This window comes from Streptomyces sp. NBC_01351 (genome assembly GCF_036237315.1).
Taxonomy (GTDB): domain Bacteria; phylum Actinomycetota; class Actinomycetes; order Streptomycetales; family Streptomycetaceae; genus Streptomyces.
The window spans coordinates 14,326-36,360 of sequence record NZ_CP108358.1; the positions used below are offsets into that span (position 1 = coordinate 14,326).

The window sequence follows — 22,035 nt, forward strand, 5'->3', positions numbered from 1 at the left end:
ACACACACCATGTCCATCACCACGACCGAGACCACCGCGTGGAAGAACGAGCTCGCCGCCATGGCCGGTGACGTCTCCGACCCCGCCGCCCGCGCCGCCCTGGAGAGCCTGAGCTCCGCGCTGGAGCCGTACTTCGAGACCCCGGAGTACTTCCGCAGCATCCTCGGCAAGATCGCCATGGCGATGATCGACGCGGACACCGAGGAGCAGATCACCTCCCGCGCCTTCGGTGACATCGAGGAGTTCAAGGCCGCGCTCCCGGACGGCGTCGTCGTCACCACGATCTGAGCAAGCCCGCAGTCCTGAGGGGCGGGTGCACCCGGCGGTGTACCCGCCCCCATGCGTCGAGAAGAAAGGCCGGACGTGTCCGCTCTCCCCAAGCCGCATCTGATCATGACCAAGACCCGCACCACGGGTACCGGCTCAGGCCTCCCGGGAGCGCGGCGCATCAGGTCGTCCCGCAACGACCGGCCCCACCACTACATGGTCCACAGCCCGCACTTCGCCTACGAGGAGTACGCCGTCCACCGCGGGCAGTACGACCGCCTCAGCTTCTACGGCCCCGCGGGCTCCGAACCGGTCACCGTGCACATGTACGACTGCCGCTCGGACTCGCCGGAGTACGACCGCAAGCTGCAGGTCGACGTGCCGGCGGACGGGTCGTGCGTGCTGGCCGTCCCGCCCGGGTACGCCCACTGGTTCGAGCGGCTCGGCAGCGTGACCACCCGCAACGACTACTCGCTGCACGCACCGGCGGACCCGTCCACGCGGTGGACCCCGTTCGACGACAACGCCACGTACGCCGTCGCGGCGATGGACCGGGCGCGCCCGCAGGTCACCGCGAACACCGTGGAACTGCCCACCCCCGCCCAGTTCCTGATCTCCAAGGCCGTCTCGCGCAGCTGGCTCGGCGGGGCGACGGAGCAGGGCGTCGTCGCCGCCGCGGAGATCGGGGGCGAGCTGCACCGCTACTTCATCGACCGGGATCTGGCCGGTCAGCAGCCCGAGGTGGTGCGGTCGGAGCTCGCGACGGTCACCGCGGGCGTCGGTTCCTACCAGTCCATCCGCGACGACTCGTACGGCACCGGCTCGAACGTCGACAACGGGCTGGCCGACACGATGGTCCTTGACGTTCCGGCCGCCTGGCCGCGGTATTTCAGCGCGCATCCCAATCTCACGCTCAAGCTGTCGCCGCTGCTGTACGACAATCCCGAGATGGAACTCCAACTCATCGACCGGCGTGCGGACTCCCCGACGTTCGGAGCCGTGGAGGTGCTTCCCTTCCCTCGGGATCCGCGGGTGGTGCTGACGATCGAGCCGGGTGTGCTCCTGCGGGCCCGGGGCAGCGGCACCCTGCACTACCGGGTCGAGTACGAGGTCCACGGCGCGAGCGCCCGGATGCCGGAGCTCTTCGTCCCCGTACCCGACGGCGGTTCCCTCCCGACCTTCGACGCCCCCGGTGCCGCGCTCGCGGACGAGGTCGTACGGGAGCTGGCGTACCAGTGACCACTGCGCAGCAGAAGACGGAAACGGAAGCCGGACCCACCGCGCCGCCCGCGGCGTCGCGCCGGCTGACCCTGCTCATCGCGGTCTTCGGTGTCCTCGTCCTGGTCCGCTCGATGAGCGAGGGCATCTACGACATCGCCTTCGCCAACCTGGCGCTGGACCTGTCCGGGCTGGTCAGCACGGTGGGTCTGGTCTACTGCGTGGGCTACGGCGTCGAGGTGGTGGCCTCCGTCGCGGCCGGTCCCCTGCTGGACCGGGGGAACCCGAAGACCGTCCTGGTCGTGTCGTACCTGATCAAGATCGGTGTCTTCGCGCTCATCGGGGTCGGCTCGTCGTTCCTGTCCTCGCACCTGTGGGCCATCGTCGTCGCGGCCGCGACCGTCGACCTCGTGCACCACGTCGGGGAGATGGCGCTGTTCGTGCTGCTGCCGAGGGTGCTCGACGCCAAGAGCCTGGTTCGTGTGCAGGGCATCGCCGGGAGCATCCGGTCGAGCTGCGAACTGCTCTCGCCCGTCGTCGCGGGCCTCGTCATCACGCTCATGCCGGGCTCGCGGGCGCTGCTGGTCGCGGCGGCCCTGCAGGTGCTCGCCCTCGCCGTGTTCGCCGTGTTCGCCGCGGTCGCGGCGCGACGGCCCGCCGCGGTCGACGGCGCTGCCGCCGCCGGGGGTGCCGGGGAGGCCGACGCGACGGATGAACAGGACGGGGGCTCCGCCGTCCTGCCGTCCCGTCGCACCGTGGCCAGGACCATCACGAACAGCCGGTCCTGGCGCCGGTTCGCCCTCTTCCACGCGCTGACCGTGCTCTGCCTCTCCACGGTCGTCCTCTCGTTGCTCTCCCTGATGCGCGAGACCCACCACATGTCGGCGGCCCGCGCCGGTGTCTTCCTGGTCTTCTCGACCGTCGGCGCCGTCGTCGGAGGTCTCGTCGTCGCGAAGGCGGGGCCCGACGGCATCCGGGGCAGCCTGCGCTGGGCCCCGGCCCTCGCCGGCGCCGGAACCCTCGTGGCGGCGCTGCTCGGCCACGACCAGTGGGTCCTCGCGGCCGGGCTGGTCCTGTTCGGGCTCGGCTTCACCGTGTACCTGCGGTCGGCCGGGCTCCTCATTCAGCTGCGCGCGCCGTCGAAGCTGCTGGGTACCTGGTTCGGGCTGCTCGACGCCGTCATCCGGATCGTCAGCGCGGCCGCCATCCTGGCCACCGGTTTCCTCTTCGACCGGTTCGGCGGGGCTGTCGTGTACCTCGCCTTCGGCGGCCTGCTCGTGCTCAGCGCCGCACTGTGGTCCACCTTCGGCACGCAGGACCACACGGGCCTCACTCGCACACCGCTGCACCCGGAGCACCCCTCGACGGACTGAGCGCCCGCCCTGCGTCAGTCGACGCCGGGGCTGTTCGAGGCGCGATCCCCTTGTCCCGCCCGGGAGTGGGATTCCCGGATCGCGCTCACCCCAAGCGCAACCGTGCGTGGGGGTCAGGATCCGGTGCGCGAGAGGTAGGGGTGCAGGTGGGTGGGTGAGTCGCCGGCCCAGCCGATGTAGCCGTCGGGGCGGATGAGGAAGAGGCCGTCCCCGTAGGTCTTGTGGGAGGGGATGCGCACCGTGTGGACGGCGGGGAGTGGCGGGAGGGCCGCCGATGCGGGTGCGCCGACGGCGAGGAGGGTCCAGTGGGGGCCGCGGAACTCGTCAAAGAGGCGGACTCCGTGGAGGCCGTCCGGGGCGCGGTCGCCCGCGCGGAGGGCGTCGTCGGGGAGGTTCGTACGGGTGTCGAGGGAGAGGGAAGAGGTGCGGTAGCCGAGGTTGAGCTGTTGGGTGGCTTCGCCCCGGCGGGTCTCGCCGCGGTGGACGCGGGTGGAGAGGCCGAGCATGTCGGCGGCGATGGGGCGGCGTTCTTCCTCGTAGGTGTCGAGGAGGGACGCGGGGGCGAGGCCTTGCAGGACCGCGCCCAGTTTCCAGCCCAGGTTGTACGCGTCCTGGACGCTGGTGTTGAGGCCTTGGCCGCCGGCGGGCGAGTGGACGTGCGCGGCGTCTCCGGCGAGGAAGACGCGTCCGGCGCGGAAGCGGTCGGCCAGGGCGGCCCTGGGGCGGAAGTCCGAGGCCCAGCTCACGGAGGTCACGTCGTCGGGGCCGAGGTGCGAGCGGGCGGCGATGAGCTCGCGGACGGTGTCGAGGGAGGGGTCCACGTCCTCGGTGGTTCGTGGGAGTTGGGCCGTCAGCTGGAAGTCTTCCGTCCCTGCGAGAGGGCAGATCGCGAGGAAGCCCGTGGTGTCGGAGGGAGGGAAGATGTGCCAGTTGTCGCGGTCGAGGTTGTCGATGCGGACGTCGGCCACCAGCATCGGGGCCGGGTCGATGAGCTCGCCGGTCATGGTGATGCCGAGTGCGCGCCGGACGGTGGAGCGGCCTCCGTCGGCGGCGACGGCGTAGCGGGCCCGGACGGGCGGGCCCGAGGTGAAGGTGGCCGTGACACCGTCCGGGTCCTGGTCGAGGCCGGTCAGTTCGCGGGCGAAGGCGATGTCGCCGCCGAGTTCCGTGAGGCGGGCGGCGAGGATCTCCTGGGTTCGCCACTGGGGGACCATCCAGGGCTCGCGGTACGGGGAGTCCTCGCTGCCCTCGTCGCTCGCGTCGAACATCCGGTGTTCGCCCCGGCGGCGGCCGTCCTGCCAGATCATGCCGACCGGGTACGGGCCGCCGGCCGCCCGGATCGCCTCGCCCACGCCGAGGTCGTCGAAGACCTCTCGGGTGCGGGGCTGGATGCCCTTGCCGCGCGAGCCGGGGAAGAGGCCGTCCGCGCGCTCCACCACGAGCGCGCTCACTCCGCGGCGGGCCAGGTCCACGGCGAGGGTGAGGCCCGTGGGGCCTGCTCCGACGATCAGTACGTCCCGTTCGTCGAGTGCGTCGCGTGCGTCGAGTGCATGCGTGTGCTGCATGAAACATCTCCTTAACGTTGTTAAGTTGCCCTCCGGAAGGATCTCCTTAACGGTGTTAAACTGTCAAGCGTGATGGCCCGGAGAGCTCCCAAGCTGGACAAGAAGCAGGTCGTGGACGCGGCGCTGCGGCTGCTGAACGAGGTCGGGCTGGAGGGGCTGACGTTGCGGGCCATCGCCAGGGACCTGGAGGTCCAGGCACCGGCCCTGTACTGGCATTTCGAGGGCAAGCAGGAGCTGCTCGACGAGATGGCCACCGAGATGTACCGCCGGATGACCGCGGGACCGGACCTCGCGTCGGGCGCCGGCTGGCAGGAACGGCTCGCGGCCGGCAACCGCGCTCTGCGCGCGGCGCTGCTCGGCTACCGCGACGGGGCGAAGGTCTTCAGCGGCTCCCGCTTCACGGGCACCGAGCACGCGATCCAGTTGGAAGCGAGCCTCGGGATGCTCGTCGAGGCGGGCTTCACGCTGCCGCAGGCGGTCCGGGCCACGTCCACCGCGTACTTCTTCACCCTCGGGTTCGTCACCGAGGAGCAGGGTGTCGAGCCGCTCCCGGGTGACCGCAGGGAGGGCTACGACGTCGACGAACGCGCCGCGCGGATGGCCGCCTTCCCGCTCGCCGCGGCTGCCGGCCCCGACCTCTTCCAGAACTACGACGAGGGCTTCGAGGAGGGTCTGGCCCTGGTGATCGCGGGGATCGAGGCGCGCTACCGGGTCGGGTGATCTGGCGCCCGGAGCCGGCTGGGGCGGGGTGTGAAGTTCTCATGGGGCGGGGGTCTCCAGGTCACGGCCGACTGGTGTCGGCGTAACTGTCCTGCCGTGGGGTGCGGGTGCGAGCCTGAGGGAGGGTCATCGAAGGGAGTGGGCAATGGAGCGGCTGGAAATCGGGCTGTTGGGGCCTCTCGTCATCACGGTCGACGGCAGGTCCGTCGTACCCAGTGCCGCGAAGCAGCGCGGGCTGCTCGCGCTGCTGTCCGTGAACCTGGGACGCGAGGTGGGGATGGGCGCGATCGTCGAGGAGCTGTGGGGCGGGTGCCCGCCCAGTGGGCCGGCGGCCGCGGTGCAGACGTACGTGAAGCACCTGCGGCACCGCATCGCCGAGGTCAGTGGCGCTGATCCGAAGGAGATCGTGGCCCGCGGGTACGGGGGCTACCGGCTCGGGTCCGCGGTGGCCCAGGTCGACGCGCAGGACTTCGAGGCGACCGTGACCGAGGCGAACCGGGCGCTGGCGACCGGGGACGACGAGCGGGGTGCCGAGCTGCTGAGGTCCGGGCTCGCCAAGTGGCGGGGCCCGGCGCTGGGCGACGTACAGCAGGGCGGGGTGCTGCGGGCCGAGGCGCTGCGGCTGGACGAGGTGCGGCTGGCCGCGCTGGAGTCCAGGATCGCGGCGGAGCTGCGGCTCGGGGCGCACACGCGACTGGTGAGCGAGCTGACGGGGCTGACCTCGCTGTACCCGCTGCAGGAGAACCTGCACGCCCACTTGATCGTCGCGCTGTACCGCAGCGGGCGGGCGTCGCGGGCGCTGGAGGTCTTCCGGCGGCTGCGCTCGACCTACGTCAAGGAGTTGGGGATCGAGCCGTCGCGGCGGCTGCAGGAGCTGCACCGGTCGGTGCTGGGCTGCGATCCGATGCTGGAGCCGCCGGTTCCGAGCCTGGCGTCGCTCTAGGGGCGACGTGAAAAGTTCATGGTCACTGTATGACTCAGTGGCTGTCGTGGGACTCCGGCCCGGCCTCATACTCGACGAGTCCCGCCGCCCGGCAAGAGAGGTGCGATATGCGGCGCACGACTGGGGATGCCCCAACCGTTCATCTCTGGTCGCTGTCCGAGGACGTGGTGGTCGACGAGGGTTCGGGCGGCGACGCACTGTTGCTCACCAGCCGCTGGGGTCAGGAACGGCTCGACCGGCCCACTCCGGCGGTGCGCGAGGTACTGCGGCGGATGGAGCTCGGGCCGGTGCTGCTGGCCAACGCCCTGAGCGGTCCCGACGACATGTACCTCTTCACGTTGCCGACGCTCAGGAAGCTGTCGCACCTCGTGGTGCGCACGCTCGGCGTGGACGACCTGAAGGGGCCGCTGCTGTCGGTCTTCCCGCTGTCGCCGGCGGCGCCGTCCCTGCTGGTCCGCCGGCCCGGCGCGCGCCGCGTGCGGATGCCCCGGCACGTGGCCTTCAGCGTGCCGGAGTCGGGGGACGGGTGTGTGCTGGAGTCGGTGGACTCGCCGCACCGGGTGGTCCTGCACCGGCCGGAGGCGGCGTGGGTGGCGATGACGCTGGCCTGGCCGACCACGCTCGACGCGGCTTCGGCGGCGTTGCCGCTGCCGCCGAAGGTGACCGAGGACATCATCGAGTACCTGTTCGCGGCCGGGATGGTCGCGGCCGCCGACGAGTGCGCGTAGTCCGCCTGGTCGGCTCACGCGCCCCCACGGTGTCCGGGGGCGGTGGCCGGTGTCGTCGCGACCGAGCCGGGCAACCCTCCCGGTCACGGTGCTAGACGAGCCAGCCCGCGTCCCGGGCGATGCGGATGGCGTCCACGCGGTTACGCGCGTTGAGTTTCGCCACGACGGTCGTCAGGTAGTTGCGGACGGTGCCGGTCGAGAGGTGGAGTTCTCCCGCGATCTCGGTGGCCTCGGCCCCTTGGGCCGCCATCCGCAGCACCTCGGTCTCACGGTCCGTCAGCGGGCTTTCGAGACCGCTCCACGCGGCGAGGGCCAGGTTCGAGTCGATGACCCGGTGGCCGGCCACCACCCGGCGGATGGCGCTGGCCAGTTCCTTCGGGGAGTCGTCCTTGAGGAGGTAGCCCGAGACCTGGGCCGCCAGGGCGCGGCGCAGGGTTCCGGGGCGGCCGAGGCTGGTGAGCATCAGCGTGCGGCACTCGGGGAGCTGCTCGTGGATCTGTACGGCGGCGCTCAGTCCGTCGAGTCCGGGAAGGTCGATGTCGATGACCGCGATGTCCGGCTTGACTTCGAGGGCGGCGGCAAGGATCTCGTCGCCGCGCTCCAGCTCGCAGACGACCTCCAGGTCGTCCTCCAGGTTGAGCAGGGCCACGAGGGCTCCGCGCACCATGTTCATGTCTTCGGCCAACAGGATTCTGATCACCGTGTGAGCCTCCCCCCGTCGGCGCGGTCGATCTTGTCGCCGGAGCATAGCAAGTTGGCCTGTTTCGGCTAGGACGCAGAAGGAAATTGGCTTCGGATCAGAAGGCCACGCCGACCCGTTCGTCGTCCGTCGACTCGTCGGTCTCGCGGTCCTCGTCGCCGTCCGCCGGGACGCGCGCGACCAGCCGGAAGAGGTTGCCCGTGCCTTCGTCGACCACGAGTTCGCCGCCCACCGCGCGCACCCTGAGATCCAGGTTCCCGAGGCCGCTCCCGCTGTGCGGGGAGCTGTCCTGGTAACCCTCGGTAATTCCGTCGTTGGTGACTGAAAGCGTTACGAGGCCGTCCTTCTCGACCGCGCTGATCTCGCAGTGGCCCGCCCGGCTGTGGCGCAGGATGTTGGTGACGGCCTCCCGCAGCACGGTGGCCAGGACCGTGTCCACCGGTGAACTGACCGGACCCAGCCGGATGTCGGTGACCGCGTTGACCTCCGCGGCGCTCAGGACCGAGCGGGCCGAGGCGATCTCCTCCTCCAGGGACATGTCCCGGTACCCGCTGGCGACCCTGCGCACGTCGGCGAGCGACTGGCGGGAGATGACGAGCACTTCTTCGATCTCCTGCTCCGCCTTGGCCGGGTGGGCGGAGATCAGGCGGGCGATGAGCTCGCCCTTGAGCTGGATCGCGGACAGGCTGTAGCCGAGGAGGTCGTGCAGGTCCCGGGCGAACCGCAGGCGTTCGCGGGTGACGGCGGCCCGGGTCAGCTCACCGCGGCTCTCGTGCAGGACACGGACCAGCTCCGACAGCCGGCTCAGGCCGAAGGTGACGAGCCCGGTCAGCAGGGTGGTCTGCACGGCGTAGACGATGAAGACCACCTCCCAGTCCTCCAGCAGCGCGGGTATCAGCATGCTGACGCCCACGAGGCCGTACAGGGTCCAGGCCAGCCGCGGGGGCAGGAGCAGCAGCAGGGAACCGGCCAGGAAGCCGGCCATCGACCCCCACTGCGAACTGAGCAGGAAGAGCGGGAGGTACGTGAGTACGGCCTGCGCACAGAGCGTGAGGGTCTTGCGGGACGTCGGCGCGTACCGCGCGCCCGGCCGGGAGTGCAGGAGCTGGAGTGCGAAGACCGCGACCAGACAGGCCAGGGCGAACACGAGGCCGCGGCCTTCGACTCCGGCCCTGATGATGTTGAGCGTGGTGATGCCCACGTAGCAGGAGATGGCGACGATGAGAATGACCTGGGCCATGCGCGGTGCGGGCAGGTCGCGACTTCGCCGGAGAATGCCTTCGGCCCTCACCGCCTCCGCCAGTTCACCGGAGCTCTTAACGCGGCGAGTCATGCCAATCCCCCTTCGGCCCATCCCTGATTGAACGTCAGCGTGAGCATAGGCGAGGCAGGCTTCAAGGGGTAAAGATCGAGCCTTCACACGAACAGCGGGATGGGGTTGAGCTGGGCATATGCCGTGGCCTCGGGCAATCGGCCGAGCGTTACCGGTACGTCGAAAAGTCGGCCGGGGGCGAATCGCGCCCAAAAGTGGCGCAGCCCCGGAACGATTACTTTCACAACTGGAAGTCTCAAATCCGGGCGGCTTTGATCCAAGATCAGCAGGTCCATCCCTTTTCCCCGGACCAGTTCCGTAATCATGTGCACGTCATCCAGCAGATCGCCGTTGCGCACCGTCTGCCAGTCCGCCGGGGTCCGGGGCCGCACCGCGGGATCGGGTGCGAGATAGGGCTGGTTGGCCGTGGTCGCCAGATGCCACCAGGAAAGCGGCTCCGGATCGGTGATCCGGTAGCCCGAGCCGTCCGGTCCTACGTCGGACACGGCGGGCAGCAGCTGTCCCATCTCCCCCAGCGCGCGGCGCAGCGCGACCCGGGGGTCGAAGTGCGCTCCGAAGCCGAACACCACGTCCTGGTCCGGCTTGTCGGTGCGCCGCGAGAGCGCGGCCATCACCGGGATGCCCAGGTCCGAGGTGAGGTCCAGGACCCACACCTCCCGGTTGATCCGGAGGTATCCGTCGAGCACCCGCTCGATCCACTCCTCGGCGAAGGCCGTCAGATCGACCTCCGGCTGGCGCGTGCGGTTGTACCACCACAGGGCCACCGCGTCCCGCTCCACCAGTTCCAGGAACCCCTGCACCAGGGCGTCCTCGGGGCTGCTGCCCGCCGCGTTGCCGTTGGAGTCGGCCAGCAGGCCGTCCCCGGCAAGGCCCGTTCCCTGCGCGGCGCCCCGGCCGAAGTACAGCATCGAGGTGGGCAGCAGCCGCTGGACGCCCTCGGTGAGCGACCACACCGGGGTCCACTCGGTGGGCCGGTCCTCGTCGAAGGGGGTGGAGACGTAGTGGAAGCGGGAGTGCTGCGCGTTCCAGTAGTCCCGCTGCGCGTACTGGCGGCTGTCGTACAGCTGGCAGGTGTTGGGGTGCACGGCGGCCGCGCCCAGGCCGCGCAGGGAGTCCCGTACGACGGGCTCGTCTCCGTGCCGGGTGCCGCTGTAGCGCTCGACCGCCTCGCACAGCGCGCTGGTGCGCGCTTCCTCGTCGGTGAGGCCCTTGCCGCCGTTGAGTGCGCGCATACCGGTGCTCAGGCCGGCGAAGGAAGCCGCCTCCATCGCCAGGTTGGGTCCGGAGATGTAGGAAGTGGCGAAGTCCGGGGCGCCGGGGGCCCTCCGTAACTCCTTGACCACTCCGGCCACCGGGTCCACGAGATGTCCGTACGTCCGCAGCATCTGCGCGGCGGTCAGGGCACGGTCCCCGCCTCCGGTCGCCGCGGTCTTGGGGCGCGAGACGGGGGCGAAGGGGGCCATGACCCGGCGGGCCACGAGGCCGGGGTCCCCGCAGCCGGCGCATTGCGGGCGCCGGCTCACGGCGTGCGTGGCGGTCCTCAGCCGGAGCGTGTCCAGCGTCTGTATGTGTCCCTGCTCGGGATGGCGCAGCCCGGCCAGCCACTTCGCGCTCTCCAGGACGGCCAGGTTCGCCGCCAGGGCCGTCCCCGCGGCCAGCCCGGCGGCCGGACGCGGGACCGGGCCGGCCAGGCCGAGTGCCTGCCGGACCGGGATCTCGGAGTGGCGGTGACCGCGCAGCCTGACGGCGAGGCAGTGCCAGCAAGGGCCGTCGTCGGGGAGGAAGAACGGACCGATCCAGGGGTCCGTCCCGCACAGTTTGACCGGGAGCCACGATCGGCCTTCGGCGCGGTGCGCGGCGTCCACGGCGGCCAGTTCCGGCGAGAGGTAGTCGTCGCAGAGGACGAGGGCGAGGCCGGCGGCGCACGGGTCCGCGGTGACCGTGATACCGGATTCGCCGCAGGCGGCAGCCACCGGCGCCGGGTCCACACCGGGGAGCGCCTCGATCATGACGGCCGACCGCGCCAGGTCGGCCGAGGCCCGGCTGCCGTCCAGCCCGGCCAGGTCCCAGTAGGCCTCGGCCTCCGCCCGGCGGGGCGCCGGCACCCGGCCGCTCCCGCCCGCCGCCCCCGCGGCGGTGGGCGGAGCGGTGAAGCGGATCAGCCCGGCGTCGGCCAGGGCCGAGAGCGCCGCCTGGACGTCCTCGGGGCTCAGGGTCCGGGAGGCCTCGCGATGGACGGCTCCCACGGTGCGGGTCCCGTCGAGCAGCGGTACGAGGACCTCCGCCTCGCTGCCGTGCAGGGCGGTCACTCCGCGCCGGGAGAACAGGTAGGCGGCGTCGTCCGGTACGACCGTCGGCCGCAGGTGGGACTTGAAGCCCACCAGTGCGTCCTCGCACGCCAGCGGCTCGGTCGGCCGCTCGTTCCCGGCAGGGGTCATGCTCCCAGCCGTCCGGCGCTCGGAGCCGCCGTGTCCGCCGAGGGCGCGATGATGCACCAGTCCGCCACGAGCGCGTTGTCGGGCAGGACATCAAGATTCTGGATCACCAGGCCCCGTCTCGCCGAGCGGCCGGGGGCGGTCAGGTGGGTGGTGATACGGGCGCCGGCCGAAATGCTGGTCATGGCGTGAGATCCCTCTGCGTCGTCGAGCGGGTTCCTGTCCGTTCACCGACGATTCTGCGAGGAACTACTGAGGCCTGACAGTGCCGGGCTCACCACCGCGAGATGAAGTTTTCACATAGCCCCGGCGGCGCGCTCCGCGCCGCCCTTACAAGGCCCTTACAGCGCCCCTCCGCCGCCCCTGCAGCGGGCCTCCGGGGGCCCTCGTCGGCCTCGGCGGGCCTTTAAGTGAGTGCTTGATGACGATGTTGCCCGCGTACCCGGTCAATACGCTCGCAATTCCAATTCGGATGCTCCCCTTCCCATGCCCACTCCCCTCCCCCTTGGTATTCGCAGTGGCGCCCCGCCCTGCGAGGAAGTAGGTCCACGTGAACGACACCGACGCTCCTCCGTACGGCCGGATCCTGCGGCTGGAGGAACTCCTGGAGGCCGCGCGCGTACGCGAGGACGACGTGGAACGGGTGCTGTTCCTGGCCACGCACCAGTCCTGCGAGATCTTCTTCGCCGTGGTGCTGCGACACCTGGAGGACGTGCGGGCGGCCCTGGACGCGGGCGACGGCTTCCTGGCGGCCCGCCGGGCGGCCCCGCTGCCGATCATCTTCCGTACGCTCGTGGGGCAGTTCGACGGACTGGCCACGCTCACCCCGACGGGCTTCGAGGCGATACGGACCGCGCTCGGCGAGGCCAGTGGATTCCAGTCCGCGCAGTTCCGGGAGATCGAGTTCCTGTGCGGGCTGCGCGACACCCGCTTCCTGAACACCGCCGGTTTCAGCCCGGTCGAGCGCGACCGGCTGCGCGGCCGGCTGGAGGAGCGGTCCGTGCAGGAGGCCTGGCACGACTACGTGGCCGGCGGCCCGGAGCGGGAGAGCGCGGACGCGGCGCGGCGGGTGCTGCTCGACTTCGACGAGGCGATGGCGATGTGGCGGGCCCGGCACGCCGTGCTCGCCGAGCGGTTCCTGGGCGGCAGCACCGGTACGGCGGGCTCCGACGGGGCCTCGTACCTGTGGATGGCAGCTCGCCGGCGGGTGCTGCCCGAGGTGTGGGCGGAGCTGGCGTGAGCAAGGCCGGGGCGACTGGCGGGCCCGACGTCGACTATTCGCCGAGTTCGCTCGTACCCGACCTCGACGCCCATCTGGCGCGGTACGCGGCCGACAGCGCGCGGGCCCGGGAGACCCTGCGGGTGCACCGGGACCTTCCGTGCGGGCCGCTGCCGGAGCAGCGGATCGACCTGTTCCCGGCGGCCGAACCGGGGGCACCGCTGATGGTCTTCGTGCACGGCGGCTACTGGCAGGAGCTCAGCAGGTCCGAAGCGGCCTTCGCGGCGGCGGACTTCGTGGCGGCGGGCGTGTCGTTCGCGGCGCTCGGCTACGGGCTGGCGCCGCGGCACCGGATGCGCGCGATCACCGCGATGGCGGCCGACTCCGTACGGAGGATCTGCGCCGGGCGCGCCGAACTGCCGGGCGCGCCCTCGGCGGTGCACCTGAGCGGGCACTCCGCCGGGGCGCACCTGGTGGCCTCGGCGCTGCTGGACGCGGAGGGCTGGCGGGCGGCGGGGCTGGACCCGGCGGCCGAGGTCGCGTCCGCGACGCTGATCAGTGGCGTGTACGACCTGGAGCCGCTGACGCACACGTACGTCAACGACGCGCTCGGCATGGACGCGGTGGAGGCCCGTGAGGTCAGCCCGCTGCGGCGGCTGCCCGGCGGGGCCGAGGGCTTGCCGCCGCTGGTGATCGCGCGGGGGGTCCGGGAGACCGGGGCGTTCGGGCGGCAGCAGGAGGTGTTCGCCGGGGCGGCGCGGACCGGTGGGGCGGACGTGACGGAGCTGGTGGTGCCCGGTCGGCACCACTTCGACCTGCCGTTCGACCTCGGGGTGCCGGGCACCGTGCTCGGCGCGGCGGTCGCCCGCCGGATCCGGGGGATCCCGGAGTGATCCGGGCGCTGTTGTCCGGCCCGGTCGTCGGCCCGGTCGTCGGCCCGGTCGTCGGCGTGGTCGTCGGCGTGGATTTCTTCGGGGACGCCCCGGACGGCGTGCTGTTGCCGGCCGAGGAGGCGGTGGTGGCGGGGGTCGCGGCGGGCCGGCGGCGGGAGTTCGCCACCGTACGGCACTGCGCGCGCCGGGCCTTGCGCGAGCTCGACGGCGGCCGTGGTGGTAGCGGCGGCGGCAGTGGGCCGGGGATGGATGCGTCGCGCGGGGTGGCGCTGCTGCCGGACGGGGACGGGGTGCCGGGGTGGCCCGACGGGGTGGTGGGGAGCATGACCCACACCCGGGGGTACCGGGCCGCCGCCGTCGCCCGGGCGGCGGACGTGGCACGGCTCGGGATCGACGCGGAGCCGGACCGGCCGTTGCGGGACGGGGTCCTGGAGACGATCGCCTCGCCGGCGGAGCGCGGAGCGCTGCCGGGGCCCTGGCCGGGCGGTGGGGGTGGGGGCGGCGGGGGCGGCGGGGTGTGCTGGGACCGGCTGTTGTTCTGCGCCAAGGAGGCGGCGTACAAGGCGTGGTTCCCGCATGCCCGGGTACCGCTCGGCTTCCGCGACGTGGAGGTGTCGTTCGACGGCCCCGCGGCCGCGGGCGGGCGGTTCGAGGCGTGGGTGCGGCACGGGGACGGCGAGTTGCTGCGCGGGCGGTGGGCGGCGGGGGGCGGGCTGCTGGTGGCGGTGGCCGTCGGCGGTGGCCTCGGGGCGGGGCGCGGCCGGTAGTCCCCTGGGGCTCCGCCCCGGACCCCGCGCCTCAAACGCCGGCGAGGCTGGATTTTTGGCTGATGCCGCCTGTCCCGTGCGGCTCAAGGATCCGGGGCTCCGCCCCGGACCCCGCTCCTCAAACGCCGGAGAGGCTGGATCGACGCCCGGCGCGAAGCTGGATGTGGCCGACGCCGCCTGCCTGTGCGGCTCAAAGATCCGGGGCTCCGCCCCGTACCCCGCTCCTCAAACGCCCGAGGGGCTGGATCGACGCCCGGTGGGGGGACATTTGGTGGGTGCTTAAGGGGGTGGTCCGGGGCGGGTGGGGGCTCCTAGCCTGCTGAGTGGCCTGCGGAGCGCCGCGTCTGACGGCGGAGAGCCGCCCGGGGCGAACCACAGGAGGAGCGATGGTCTCAGCAGCCCACCCCAGCTCGATCGCCGGCGAGGTCCGGCCGGTCGCGGCGGAATCGGTCGTGCACCTCGTGCGCGGCCACGCACGGACCAGGCCCGACGCCGTGGCCGTCCGTTCGGGTCCGGAGCAGGTCACCTACCGGCAGTTGTGGCAGCGCGCGCTCGCCGTCGCCGCCGCGCTCGCCGAGGCGGGGGCCGGGCCCGGGGACCGGGTCGCGCTGTGGGCCGACCGTACCGCCGGCGCCGTCGCCGGGGCGCTGGGGGTGATGGCCCTCGGGGCCGCGTACGTGCCGATCGACCCGAGCCACCCCGGGGAGCGGACGGCCTCCGTGCTCGCGGGGGCGGCTCCGGTCGCGCTGCTCCACGACGGGGCCGCGGGGGGCGGGACGCTGCCCTCACTGACCGTGCCGGTGATCGACGTACGGGAACTGCCGGCGCCGCCCGGGCTGCCCGAGCCGGCGCTGCCGGGGGCGGACGACATCGCGTACGTCGTGTTCACCTCGGGCTCCACCGGCACCCCGAAGGGGGTCATGGTCGAGCACGGCTCGCTCGTCAACTACGTGTCCTGGTGCGGCGACCTGGTGGGCGGCGCCGGCGACGGCAGCCCGCTCTTCGGCAGTCTCGGCTTCGACCTGGCGATGACCACGCTGTGGGTGCCGCTCGCCCAGGGCCGCACGGTCACCACGGTCGCCGGGATCTGGGACCAGGAGACGCTGTTCGGGGAGCGCGGGGAGGCTCCTTACAGCTTCGTGAAGATGACGCCCTCGCACGCCCGGTTCTTCGAGGTGCTGGCACAGCCGCCCCGGTACGACCGGGTGACGAAGCTCCTGATGTTCGGCGGGGAGGGGCTGGACCCCGCGCTGATCTCCTCGCTCGGCTCCCGGCTCGACGGGGTCCGGCTGGTCAACCACTACGGTCCGACCGAGACGACCATCGGCTGCTGCGCGTACCGCTTCGACCGCGACAGCGTGCCGTCGACCCCGACCGTGCCGATCGGCCGGCCCGCCTGGAACACCCGGGCGTACGTGGTGGACGAGCAGCTGCGTCCGGTGGCGCCGGGCGCTCCCGGTGAGCTGGTGATCGCCGGGCGGGCGGTCGCCGCCGGGTACCTCGGCGGTGCGGGGGCCGGGAAGTTCCTCGACGAGGGCGAGCTGGGCGGCCCGGCCGGCGGGCGGGCGTACCGGACCGGGGACACCGTGGAACTGCTGGCGGAGGGCGCGCTGCTCTACCTCGGGCGCGGCGACGACCAGTTGAAGGTCAACGGGTACCGGGTGGAGCTGGGCGAGCTGCGCCATCACGTGCTGTCCGTGCCGGGGGTGGCGGACGCCGCCTTCGACATCGTGCGGGGACCGGTGGACGCGCTGGAACTGTTCGTGCGGCTCGGCGGGCAGGGGCCGCGGCCCGACGCGCAGGAGTTCGCGGCGCTGGTCCGCAAGACCCTCGCCGCGGCGCTCCCCTCGGCGCTGGTGCCGAACGCGGTGCACCTGGTGGACGAGATCGTGGTGAACGCCAACGGGAAGACCGACATCGGCGCGACCCGGGCGCGGACCGGGAGGTAGGAGGGCGAGGGAGGGCGTAAACGGGAAAAATTCACGTTCTGGGGGGTTACGCGGTCATCCGCGCACGTCAGACGTAGCTCAGTGGTCCGTCAGCGCGGTCCGGGATTCTCACAGGGCGGGCCGGCCCCCGCCGTGGAGCGGCGCGGGGCACCGGGGGTGTCTTGTCGCTCAGGCCGCAGTGCGGCCTGGGCGACAGGGCACCCCCGAGCTCGTCCATGACGACTCGGATGACGGAGTGAGCGACGTGTCGAACCCCTTTGACAACCAGGACGGAACCTTCCTCGTGCTGGTGAACGACGAAGGCCAGCACTCCCTCTGGCCCGCTTTCGCCCAGCGCCCCGAGGGCTGGACGGTGGCCCTGGGCGAGGGACCGCGGGACGCGGCCCTCGCCTACGTCGAGGAGCACTGGACGGACATGCGTCCGGCCGGGCTCCGCGAGGACGCCGCCGCCGAGTCCGCCGCCTGATCGGGCACGGGGCCGGGCGGAGGAGGACTGTGGACGTGGACATGGCGATTCGCGCGGAGGGACTGCGCAAGAGCTACGAGGACCAAGAGGCGCTGGGCGGCGTGGACCTGGAGGTTCCGGCCGGCACGGTGCTGGGCCTGCTCGGCCCGAACGGCGCGGGGAAGACGACCACCGTGCGGATGCTGGCGACGCTGCTCGAACCGGACGGCGGCCATGCGACCGTCGCCGGGTACGACATCGTGCGCGAGGCGTCCGAGGTGCGCCGCCGGATCGGTCTGGCGGGCCAGTACGCGGCGGTGGACGAGATGCTCACCGGCCGCGAGAACCTCGAACTCATCGGCACGTTGGTGCACTTGGGCAAGGTCGCCACGCGCGTGCGGGCCCAGGAGCTGCTGGAGCGGTTCGACCTGACCGACGCCGGTGACCGCCAGGCCCGTACCTACTCGGGCGGCATGCGGCGGCGCCTCGACCTGGCGGCCTCGCTGGTCGCGACGCCGTCGGTGCTGTTCCTCGACGAGCCGACCACCGGGCTGGACCCGGTGAGCCGGATGGGTCTGTGGACCGTCGTACGGGACCTGGTCGAGGACGGCGTGACCGTGCTGCTGACCACCCAGTACCTGGAGGAGGCCGACTTCCTCGCCGACCGGATCGCGGTCATCGACTCCGGCCGCGTGATAGCGGAGGGCACCCCGGACGAGCTGAAGCGCAAGGTCGGCGAGGAGCGGCTGGAGGTCACCGTGGCCGTGCCCGGCCGGCTGCCGGACGCGGTCCGGGCGCTGCGCCGGATCACGGCGGCGGAGCCGTCCGTGGACGAGGCGCGGAGCGTGGTCTCCATCCCGGTCGGCGACGGCCTGGCGACGATCGCGTCGGCTGCCGGGGAACTGCGGCAGGAGGGCGTGGACGTCCGCGACTTCGCGCTCCGCAGGCCCACGCTCGACGACGTCTTCGTCACTCTCACCGGCACTCCGGCCTGACCGGGCCGGCCGGAAGCTCGTTTCGGACTACGGGGGCTGCACTGTGCAAAGGATCCATTTCACCGCTGCCGACGTCGCCCGGACCCGCCTGAAGATCACTGCGGGACCGCTGGTCGAGTCGGCCTTCGCCTACGGACTGCTCGGGCGGGGTGTGAGCACCCCGTTCGCCCGGTGGCGCAGCCAGGTCGGGGACCGGCTGCGGCCGGCGCCCGGACGACTGCCGGGCGGGCCCGGCACGGACGGCGAGGCCGGCCTCGGCGCCCTCCTGCGGATCATCGAGCAGGGTGCCGCGGGCAGTGAGCTCACCCGGGTCTGGCAGGCCGCGGTGGCTCCGTACTGGGAGCACCTGCTGGCCTTCCTGGAGGTCGAGTGCGAGGCGCGGGGCCGGGTGTTGATGGGCGGCGGAGCCGAGCTGCTGCTGACGACCCTGCACTCGCGGATCACCTGGCGTGCGCCGGTGCTGGAGATCCACGACGCGCCCGACGAGGACATCCACCTGGACGGGCGCGGGCTGGTGCTCGCACCGTCGGTGTTCCTGGCGCACCGGGCGGGGCGGGTCACGCGGCGCTTCGACCGGTCCGCGCCCGTGGTGCTGGCGTTCGGCGCGCCGCCGGACAGCTACCAGGCGACCGCCCTGTGGGACAAGCCGGACGGCAGCGGGCAGTCGCTGGGGGCCCTGGTGGGGCAGACCCGGGCGGCCGCGCTGCACGTGCTGCGGGCCAGTTGCACGACCACGCAGCTCGCGGACCGGCTCGGAATCTCGGCGGCGGGCGCCAGCCAGCACACCGCCGTACTGCGCCGGACCGGCCTGATCACCACCCGGCGGGTCCGCAACACGGTGCTGCACACCCTGACCCCGCTCGGTGCGGCGCTGCTCAAGGGCATGAGCGGGCAGCCGGTCCCGGCCTCCCCGCCACGGCCGGCGGCCGCGGCCGCTTCCCTCCAGCCCGCGTCCTGACGTACTGCTCCATCACACGCGGGAACGCGAAAGGCCGCCCCCGGCACGGATCTCCGTGCCGGGGGCGGCCTTTCGTACGGGCGGGTCAGGGCGGTCAGGTCCGGGCGGGCGGCCCTACTCCTTGATGCCCGCCAGGTCCCCGGGCCGGCCGCGCAGGACGGCGCCGGCCGACAGCAGGGTGGTGGCCAGGGTCAGGCCCAGGGCCCCGCCGACCACGGTGACGAAGATCCACGGGGAGCCGGTCGGGAGGGTCGTGCCCAGCACGCTCATGCTGAACGGGACGAGGGTCAGCAGGGCCACCAGCAGGCCGAGGACGATGCCCGCCACGGAGACCAGGACCGCCTCCATCGCCATCATCTGCATGACCTGCCGGCGGGTGGCGCCGATGAGCCGCTGGAGCATGAACTCGCGCCGCCGCTCGGTGGTGGCCAGCACCTGGGTGTTGACCAGGGCGATCATCGCGTAGCCGACGACCACCGCGAGGACCAGGTACGCCATCCAGGACTGGGTGTCGCTGTTGTCCGCCGCGACCGCCGTCAGGGCCTGCCGGTCGGTGACGCGCAGTCCGGGCTGCTTGTCGGAGAGGGTGCGCAGCGATGCGTCCAGGGCGGCCCGGTCGGTGCCCGGGGCGGCGCTCACCATGATCTGCGGGACCAGGCCCGCGTCGGTGTGCCCGACCAGGACGGACGCCGGGACCAGGGCGGTCTCGTAGCCGCGCTTGCCGTCGACGGTGGCGACCAGCTTCAGGTCGACGCGGGTGCCGTCGCCCAGGCGCATCGGGACGGTGTCGCCGATCTTCCGGTCGCCGGCGTACCGGGCCGGCAGGGCGACGGTGTCGCCGCGCAGGCCGTCCAGGGTGCCGGAGGCGGCCTTGAAGGAGGTGGTCGCGGCCACGCCCTCGGGGGTGACGCCCTGCAGCGACACTTCGGTGGGCTGCGGCGCGCTCGACTCCCCGTCGCCGCCGTTCGCGGTCGGGTCGATGGGTACGTCGGGCTCGATGAAGCCGAGGCTGGGGACCTGGGCGGAGGCTGCCGCGACGCCGGGAAGGTTCCGGATCGCGTCCACCGTCTCCAGCGGCATGCCGCCGGCGACGGAGGTGACGACGGCGTCGGCCCGCAGGCTCTCGTCGAACGCCTGGTCGGCGCCGTCGGCCTGGGTGGTCTGCATGTAGATCAGGCCAACGGCCAGACCGGTGGCGAGCATCACCGGCATCACGGCCGCCGCGAGGCGGGCCGTGCGGGCCTTGGCGTTGCGGGTGGCGAGGTGCCCGGAGAGGCCGGACACCGCGCGCACCGGGCGGCGCAGGGCCGCGGTGATGGCGCGGGCCAGGACCGGGCCGAGGAGGCCGAAGCCGGTCGTCCACACCATCGCCGCCGGGGTGGCGACGCTGCCGGCGTCCGGGCCGTCCATGCCGGCGGTGCCGACGGCCAGGGCGACCCCGCCGATCAGGCAGAGCAGGCCCAGGACCGAGCGGAAGCCGCTGAACCACTTGCGCTGCAGGCCGGCTTCGGCGAGCGCCTCGGTGGGCCGGGTGCGGGCAGCGCTGTTGGCCGCGATGAACGCGGCGCCGACCGCGGTGACGAAGGCGGTGCCCACGCCGACGATCAGCGGGACGGACCCGGCGCGGAACACGATCGAGTCCGGCACCACGCCGGCGTCGGCGAAGGCGCCCAGCAGCCAACGGCCCACGCGGGGGCCGGGGATGCAGGCGAGTGCCGTCGCGATGGCCGCCAGCAGCACGGTCTCGCCGAGGATCAGCCGGCGCAGCTGGCCGGGTGTGGTGCCGATGGCGCGCAGCAGCGCCATCTCGCGCTGCCGCTGCTGGATGGACAGGCCGAGGGTGGAGGAGGCGACGAAGACGGTGACCATGGCGGAGAGCCCGCCGAACGCGGCGGCGAGCGGGATCAGGTCGCTGCCGTCGTCGATGACGCCCGGGTTCTCGGCGCGGCCGCGCTCGTCACCGGTCAGGACGGACACCGGCTGTCCGCCGACCGCCTTGCGGATGCCGTCGGCGATCGCGCCGACGTCAGCGCCGGGGGCCGGGAAGACGCCGATGTTGTCGACCTTGCCGGACAGCCCGGCGGCCACCTGGGCTTCCAGGGCCGCCGCGTCGGAGAGGAAGACGCCGTTGGCCTCGCCGTCGCCGGCCGCCAGGCCGGAGACCTCGTAGCTCTTCGACGTACCGCCGGAGCGGATGTCGACCTTGGCGCCGGGCCGCAGGCCCGCCTGCTGCGCGAGCCGGGTGTCCAGGACGACCTGGCCGGCGGTCGCGGGCGGGGCGCCCTCGGTGATCTTGTAGGGGGTGAGGGCGGCGGAGGACCAGCCGTGGCCGGCGATCTGCGCGGCCCGGCCGGCGTTGCCGGCCGGGGCGAGGGCGCCGGGGAACGTCACGTCGGCCGCGGTGCTCTCCACCCCGGGCACCGCCGCGATCTTCGCGGTCAGCGCCGCGTCGAAGCGGACCCGCTCGGGGTAGATCAGTTCGCTGGAGGTGCCGAGGTAGCGCTGCTCCCCGGTGACGACGACGGGGGCCGCGGCGAGCCGCTGGGGCGGGGCCGCGTTGTGGATGCCCGTCTCCAGCAGACCGCCGCAGGCCACGACGATGGTCGCGCCGAAGAACAGCGCGATGAACGAGGCGATGAATCCGCCCTTGTGGTAGCGCAGCGTGCGCAGCGCGATCCTGATCACAGCAGCGTCCCGTGTGCCGCGGCCACGGGCGTGGCCGCCGGGCGGGTGCCCCAGGCGCCGAGGTGGGTCATGCGCTCGGCGACCTGGTCGGCGGTGGGCCGGTCCAGGTGGTCCACGATCCGGCCGTCCGCGAGGAACAGCACCCGGTCGGCGTGCGAGGCCGCGACCGGGTCGTGGGTGACCATCACGATGGTCTGGCCGGCCTGTTCGACGGATTCGCGGAGCAGGGTCAGCACCTCGCGCGCCGTGTAGGTGTCGAGGGCTCCGGTCGGCTCGTCACCGAAGATGACCGCCGGCCGGGTGATCAGTGCCCGGGCGATGGCGACGCGCTGCTGCTGGCCGCCGGAGAGCTCGCCGGGGCGCCGGTTCTCCCGGCCGCCGAGCCCGACCCGCTCCAGTACCTCGGCCACGGCGCCCTTCTGGGGCCGCTTGCCGGCAAGTCGCAGGGGCAGGGTGACGTTGTCGAGGACGGACAGGGCGGGCAGCAGGTTGAAGGCCTGGAAGATGAAGCCGATCCGCTCGCGCCGGAACTTGGTCAGTTCGCGCTCCTTGAGACGTGCGAGGTCCACACCGTCCAGCAGGACCGAGCCCGAGGTCGGACGGTCCAGACCCGCCGCGCAGTGCAGGAAGGTGCTCTTGCCGGAGCCGGAGGGTCCCATCACCGCGGTGAAGGTGCCCCTGTCCAGGCCGATGCTCACGTTGTCGAGAGCGGTGACCTCGTTCTTGGCACCGCCGTAGACCTTCCGTACGGATTCCAGGCGGACGACGTGCCGACCCTGCGGGTCCGGTGTCCCTGTCATGGGTTTTCCTTCTGCTGGGAGCCGGCCCTGGGCAGGGCCGGC

At 72.6% G+C, this 22,035-nt stretch carries 20 protein-coding genes; 13 read left to right on the top strand and 7 right to left on the bottom strand.

Annotated elements, in window-relative coordinates; translation table 11 throughout:
* Positions 1-9: 9 nt before the first annotated feature.
* The 3 genes from OG625_RS40400 to OG625_RS40410 all read left to right on the top strand — a co-directional run bounded on the left by OG625_RS40400 (position 10) and on the right by OG625_RS40410 (position 2,858).
* A complete protein-coding gene (locus OG625_RS40400; RefSeq protein ID WP_329391638.1) occupies positions 10-288 on the top strand; it encodes a hypothetical protein in 279 nt (92 codons plus the stop codon).
* A gap of 105 nt (positions 289-393) precedes the next feature.
* Positions 394-1,506 carry a hypothetical protein gene (locus tag OG625_RS40405; protein WP_329391640.1) on the top strand — a complete coding sequence of 371 codons (1,113 nt, stop codon included), beginning with the start codon at positions 394-396 and terminating at the stop codon, positions 1,504-1,506.
* On the top strand, positions 1,503-2,858 hold the full coding sequence (locus OG625_RS40410; RefSeq protein WP_329391643.1) for an MFS transporter: 1,356 nt from the start codon (positions 1,503-1,505) through the stop codon (positions 2,856-2,858). Before OG625_RS40405 ends, OG625_RS40410 begins: the two co-directional genes overlap by 4 nt.
* Positions 2,859-2,971: 113 nt before the next feature.
* On the opposite strand, the gene OG625_RS40415 is transcribed toward OG625_RS40410, so the two are convergent.
* On the bottom strand, positions 2,972-4,423 hold the full coding sequence (locus OG625_RS40415) for an FAD-dependent oxidoreductase (RefSeq protein WP_329391645.1): 1,452 nt from the start codon (positions 4,421-4,423) through the stop codon (positions 2,972-2,974).
* A gap of 69 nt (positions 4,424-4,492) precedes the next feature.
* Between OG625_RS40415 and OG625_RS40420 the strand changes: the two genes are divergently transcribed.
* The 3 genes from OG625_RS40420 (at position 4,493) to OG625_RS40430 (ending at position 6,814) form a co-directional block, all read left to right on the top strand.
* On the top strand, positions 4,493-5,143 hold the full coding sequence (locus tag OG625_RS40420) for a TetR/AcrR family transcriptional regulator C-terminal domain-containing protein (RefSeq protein WP_443067934.1): 651 nt from the start codon (positions 4,493-4,495) through the stop codon (positions 5,141-5,143).
* A gap of 145 nt (positions 5,144-5,288) precedes the next feature.
* Positions 5,289-6,086 carry an AfsR/SARP family transcriptional regulator gene (locus OG625_RS40425; RefSeq protein ID WP_329391647.1) on the top strand — a complete coding sequence of 266 codons (798 nt, stop codon included), beginning with the start codon at positions 5,289-5,291 and terminating at the stop codon, positions 6,084-6,086.
* A gap of 107 nt (positions 6,087-6,193) precedes the next feature.
* Positions 6,194-6,814 carry an NADH oxidase gene (locus OG625_RS40430; RefSeq protein WP_329391649.1) on the top strand — a complete coding sequence of 207 codons (621 nt, stop codon included), beginning with the start codon at positions 6,194-6,196 and terminating at the stop codon, positions 6,812-6,814.
* 91 nt (positions 6,815-6,905) lie between these two features.
* Here OG625_RS40430 and OG625_RS40435 read toward each other — a convergent pair whose 3' ends face one another.
* From OG625_RS40435 to OG625_RS40450, 4 genes are all read right to left on the bottom strand, one after another.
* Positions 6,906-7,514 (bottom strand): response regulator transcription factor, encoded by a 609-nt coding sequence (locus OG625_RS40435; RefSeq protein ID WP_329391651.1) that lies wholly within the window; start codon positions 7,512-7,514, stop codon positions 6,906-6,908.
* Positions 7,515-7,611: 97 nt separating this feature from the next.
* Positions 7,612-8,847 (bottom strand): sensor histidine kinase, encoded by a 1,236-nt coding sequence (locus OG625_RS40440; protein ID WP_329391652.1) that lies wholly within the window; start codon positions 8,845-8,847, stop codon positions 7,612-7,614.
* A gap of 83 nt (positions 8,848-8,930) precedes the next feature.
* Positions 8,931-11,285: a TOMM precursor leader peptide-binding protein gene (locus OG625_RS40445; protein WP_329391655.1), complete on the bottom strand. Its 2,355-nt coding sequence runs from the start codon at positions 11,283-11,285 to the stop codon at positions 8,931-8,933.
* Positions 11,282-11,467, bottom strand: a complete 186-nt coding sequence (locus OG625_RS40450) for a hypothetical protein (protein ID WP_329391657.1) — start codon at positions 11,465-11,467, stop codon at positions 11,282-11,284. Before OG625_RS40450 ends, OG625_RS40445 begins: the two co-directional genes overlap by 4 nt.
* 365 nt (positions 11,468-11,832) lie before the next feature.
* On the opposite strand from OG625_RS40450, the gene OG625_RS40455 reads away from it, so the two are divergent.
* From OG625_RS40455 to OG625_RS40485, 7 genes are all read left to right on the top strand, one after another.
* Entirely contained in the window at positions 11,833-12,522 is a 690-nt protein-coding gene (locus OG625_RS40455; protein WP_329391659.1) for a tryptophan 2,3-dioxygenase family protein, read from the top strand.
* Positions 12,519-13,394, top strand: coding sequence for an alpha/beta hydrolase (locus OG625_RS40460; protein ID WP_329391661.1), 876 nt, complete (start codon positions 12,519-12,521; stop codon positions 13,392-13,394). The genes OG625_RS40455 and OG625_RS40460 overlap by 4 nt, the downstream gene beginning before the upstream one ends.
* Before the next feature lie 56 nt (positions 13,395-13,450).
* Positions 13,451-14,161 (top strand): 4'-phosphopantetheinyl transferase family protein, encoded by a 711-nt coding sequence (locus tag OG625_RS40465; RefSeq protein ID WP_443067939.1) that lies wholly within the window; start codon positions 13,451-13,453, stop codon positions 14,159-14,161.
* Positions 14,162-14,547: 386 nt separating this feature from the next.
* On the top strand, positions 14,548-16,110 hold the full coding sequence (locus OG625_RS40470; protein WP_329391665.1) for an amino acid adenylation domain-containing protein: 1,563 nt from the start codon (positions 14,548-14,550) through the stop codon (positions 16,108-16,110).
* A gap of 244 nt (positions 16,111-16,354) precedes the next feature.
* Complete coding sequence (locus tag OG625_RS40475; protein WP_329391667.1) at positions 16,355-16,576, top strand: MbtH family protein; 222 nt, start codon at positions 16,355-16,357, stop codon at positions 16,574-16,576.
* Positions 16,577-16,617: 41 nt separating this feature from the next.
* Positions 16,618-17,550, top strand: a complete 933-nt coding sequence (locus OG625_RS40480; protein ID WP_329392013.1) for an ATP-binding cassette domain-containing protein — start codon at positions 16,618-16,620, stop codon at positions 17,548-17,550.
* A gap of 43 nt (positions 17,551-17,593) precedes the next feature.
* A complete protein-coding gene (locus tag OG625_RS40485) occupies positions 17,594-18,508 on the top strand; it encodes an ArsR/SmtB family transcription factor (protein ID WP_329391670.1) in 915 nt (304 codons plus the stop codon).
* Positions 18,509-18,622: 114 nt separating this feature from the next.
* On the opposite strand, the gene OG625_RS40490 is transcribed toward OG625_RS40485, so the two are convergent.
* Entirely contained in the window at positions 18,623-21,193 is a 2,571-nt protein-coding gene (locus tag OG625_RS40490) for an FtsX-like permease family protein (protein ID WP_329391673.1), read from the bottom strand.
* Positions 21,190-21,993 carry an ABC transporter ATP-binding protein gene (locus OG625_RS40495; RefSeq protein WP_329391675.1) on the bottom strand — a complete coding sequence of 268 codons (804 nt, stop codon included), beginning with the start codon at positions 21,991-21,993 and terminating at the stop codon, positions 21,190-21,192. The genes OG625_RS40490 and OG625_RS40495 overlap by 4 nt, the downstream gene beginning before the upstream one ends.
* Positions 21,994-22,035: the final 42 nt, after the last annotated feature.

What these genes read in the sequence shown, in the direction of transcription:
- OG625_RS40450 (WP_329391657.1), bottom strand. Translation starts at nt 11,467, where the DNA reads ATGACCAGCATTTCGGCCGGCGCCCGTATCACCACCCACCTGACCGCC.
- OG625_RS40400 (WP_329391638.1), top strand. Translation starts at nt 10, where the DNA reads ATGTCCATCACCACGACCGAGACCACCGCGTGGAAGAACGAGCTCGCC.
- OG625_RS40445 (WP_329391655.1), bottom strand. Translation starts at nt 11,285, where the DNA reads ATGACCCCTGCCGGGAACGAGCGGCCGACCGAGCCGCTGGCGTGCGAG.
- OG625_RS40440 (WP_329391652.1), bottom strand. Translation starts at nt 8,847, where the DNA reads ATGACTCGCCGCGTTAAGAGCTCCGGTGAACTGGCGGAGGCGGTGAGG.
- OG625_RS40480 (WP_329392013.1), top strand. Translation starts at nt 16,618, where the DNA reads ATGGCGATTCGCGCGGAGGGACTGCGCAAGAGCTACGAGGACCAAGAG.
- OG625_RS40425 (WP_329391647.1), top strand. Translation starts at nt 5,289, where the DNA reads ATGGAGCGGCTGGAAATCGGGCTGTTGGGGCCTCTCGTCATCACGGTC.
- OG625_RS40430 (WP_329391649.1), top strand. Translation starts at nt 6,194, where the DNA reads ATGCGGCGCACGACTGGGGATGCCCCAACCGTTCATCTCTGGTCGCTG.
- OG625_RS40405 (WP_329391640.1), top strand. Translation starts at nt 394, where the DNA reads ATGACCAAGACCCGCACCACGGGTACCGGCTCAGGCCTCCCGGGAGCG.
- OG625_RS40470 (WP_329391665.1), top strand. Translation starts at nt 14,548, where the DNA reads ATGGTCTCAGCAGCCCACCCCAGCTCGATCGCCGGCGAGGTCCGGCCG.
- OG625_RS40495 (WP_329391675.1), bottom strand. Translation starts at nt 21,993, where the DNA reads ATGACAGGGACACCGGACCCGCAGGGTCGGCACGTCGTCCGCCTGGAA.
- OG625_RS40415 (WP_329391645.1), bottom strand. Translation starts at nt 4,423, where the DNA reads ATGCAGCACACGCATGCACTCGACGCACGCGACGCACTCGACGAACGG.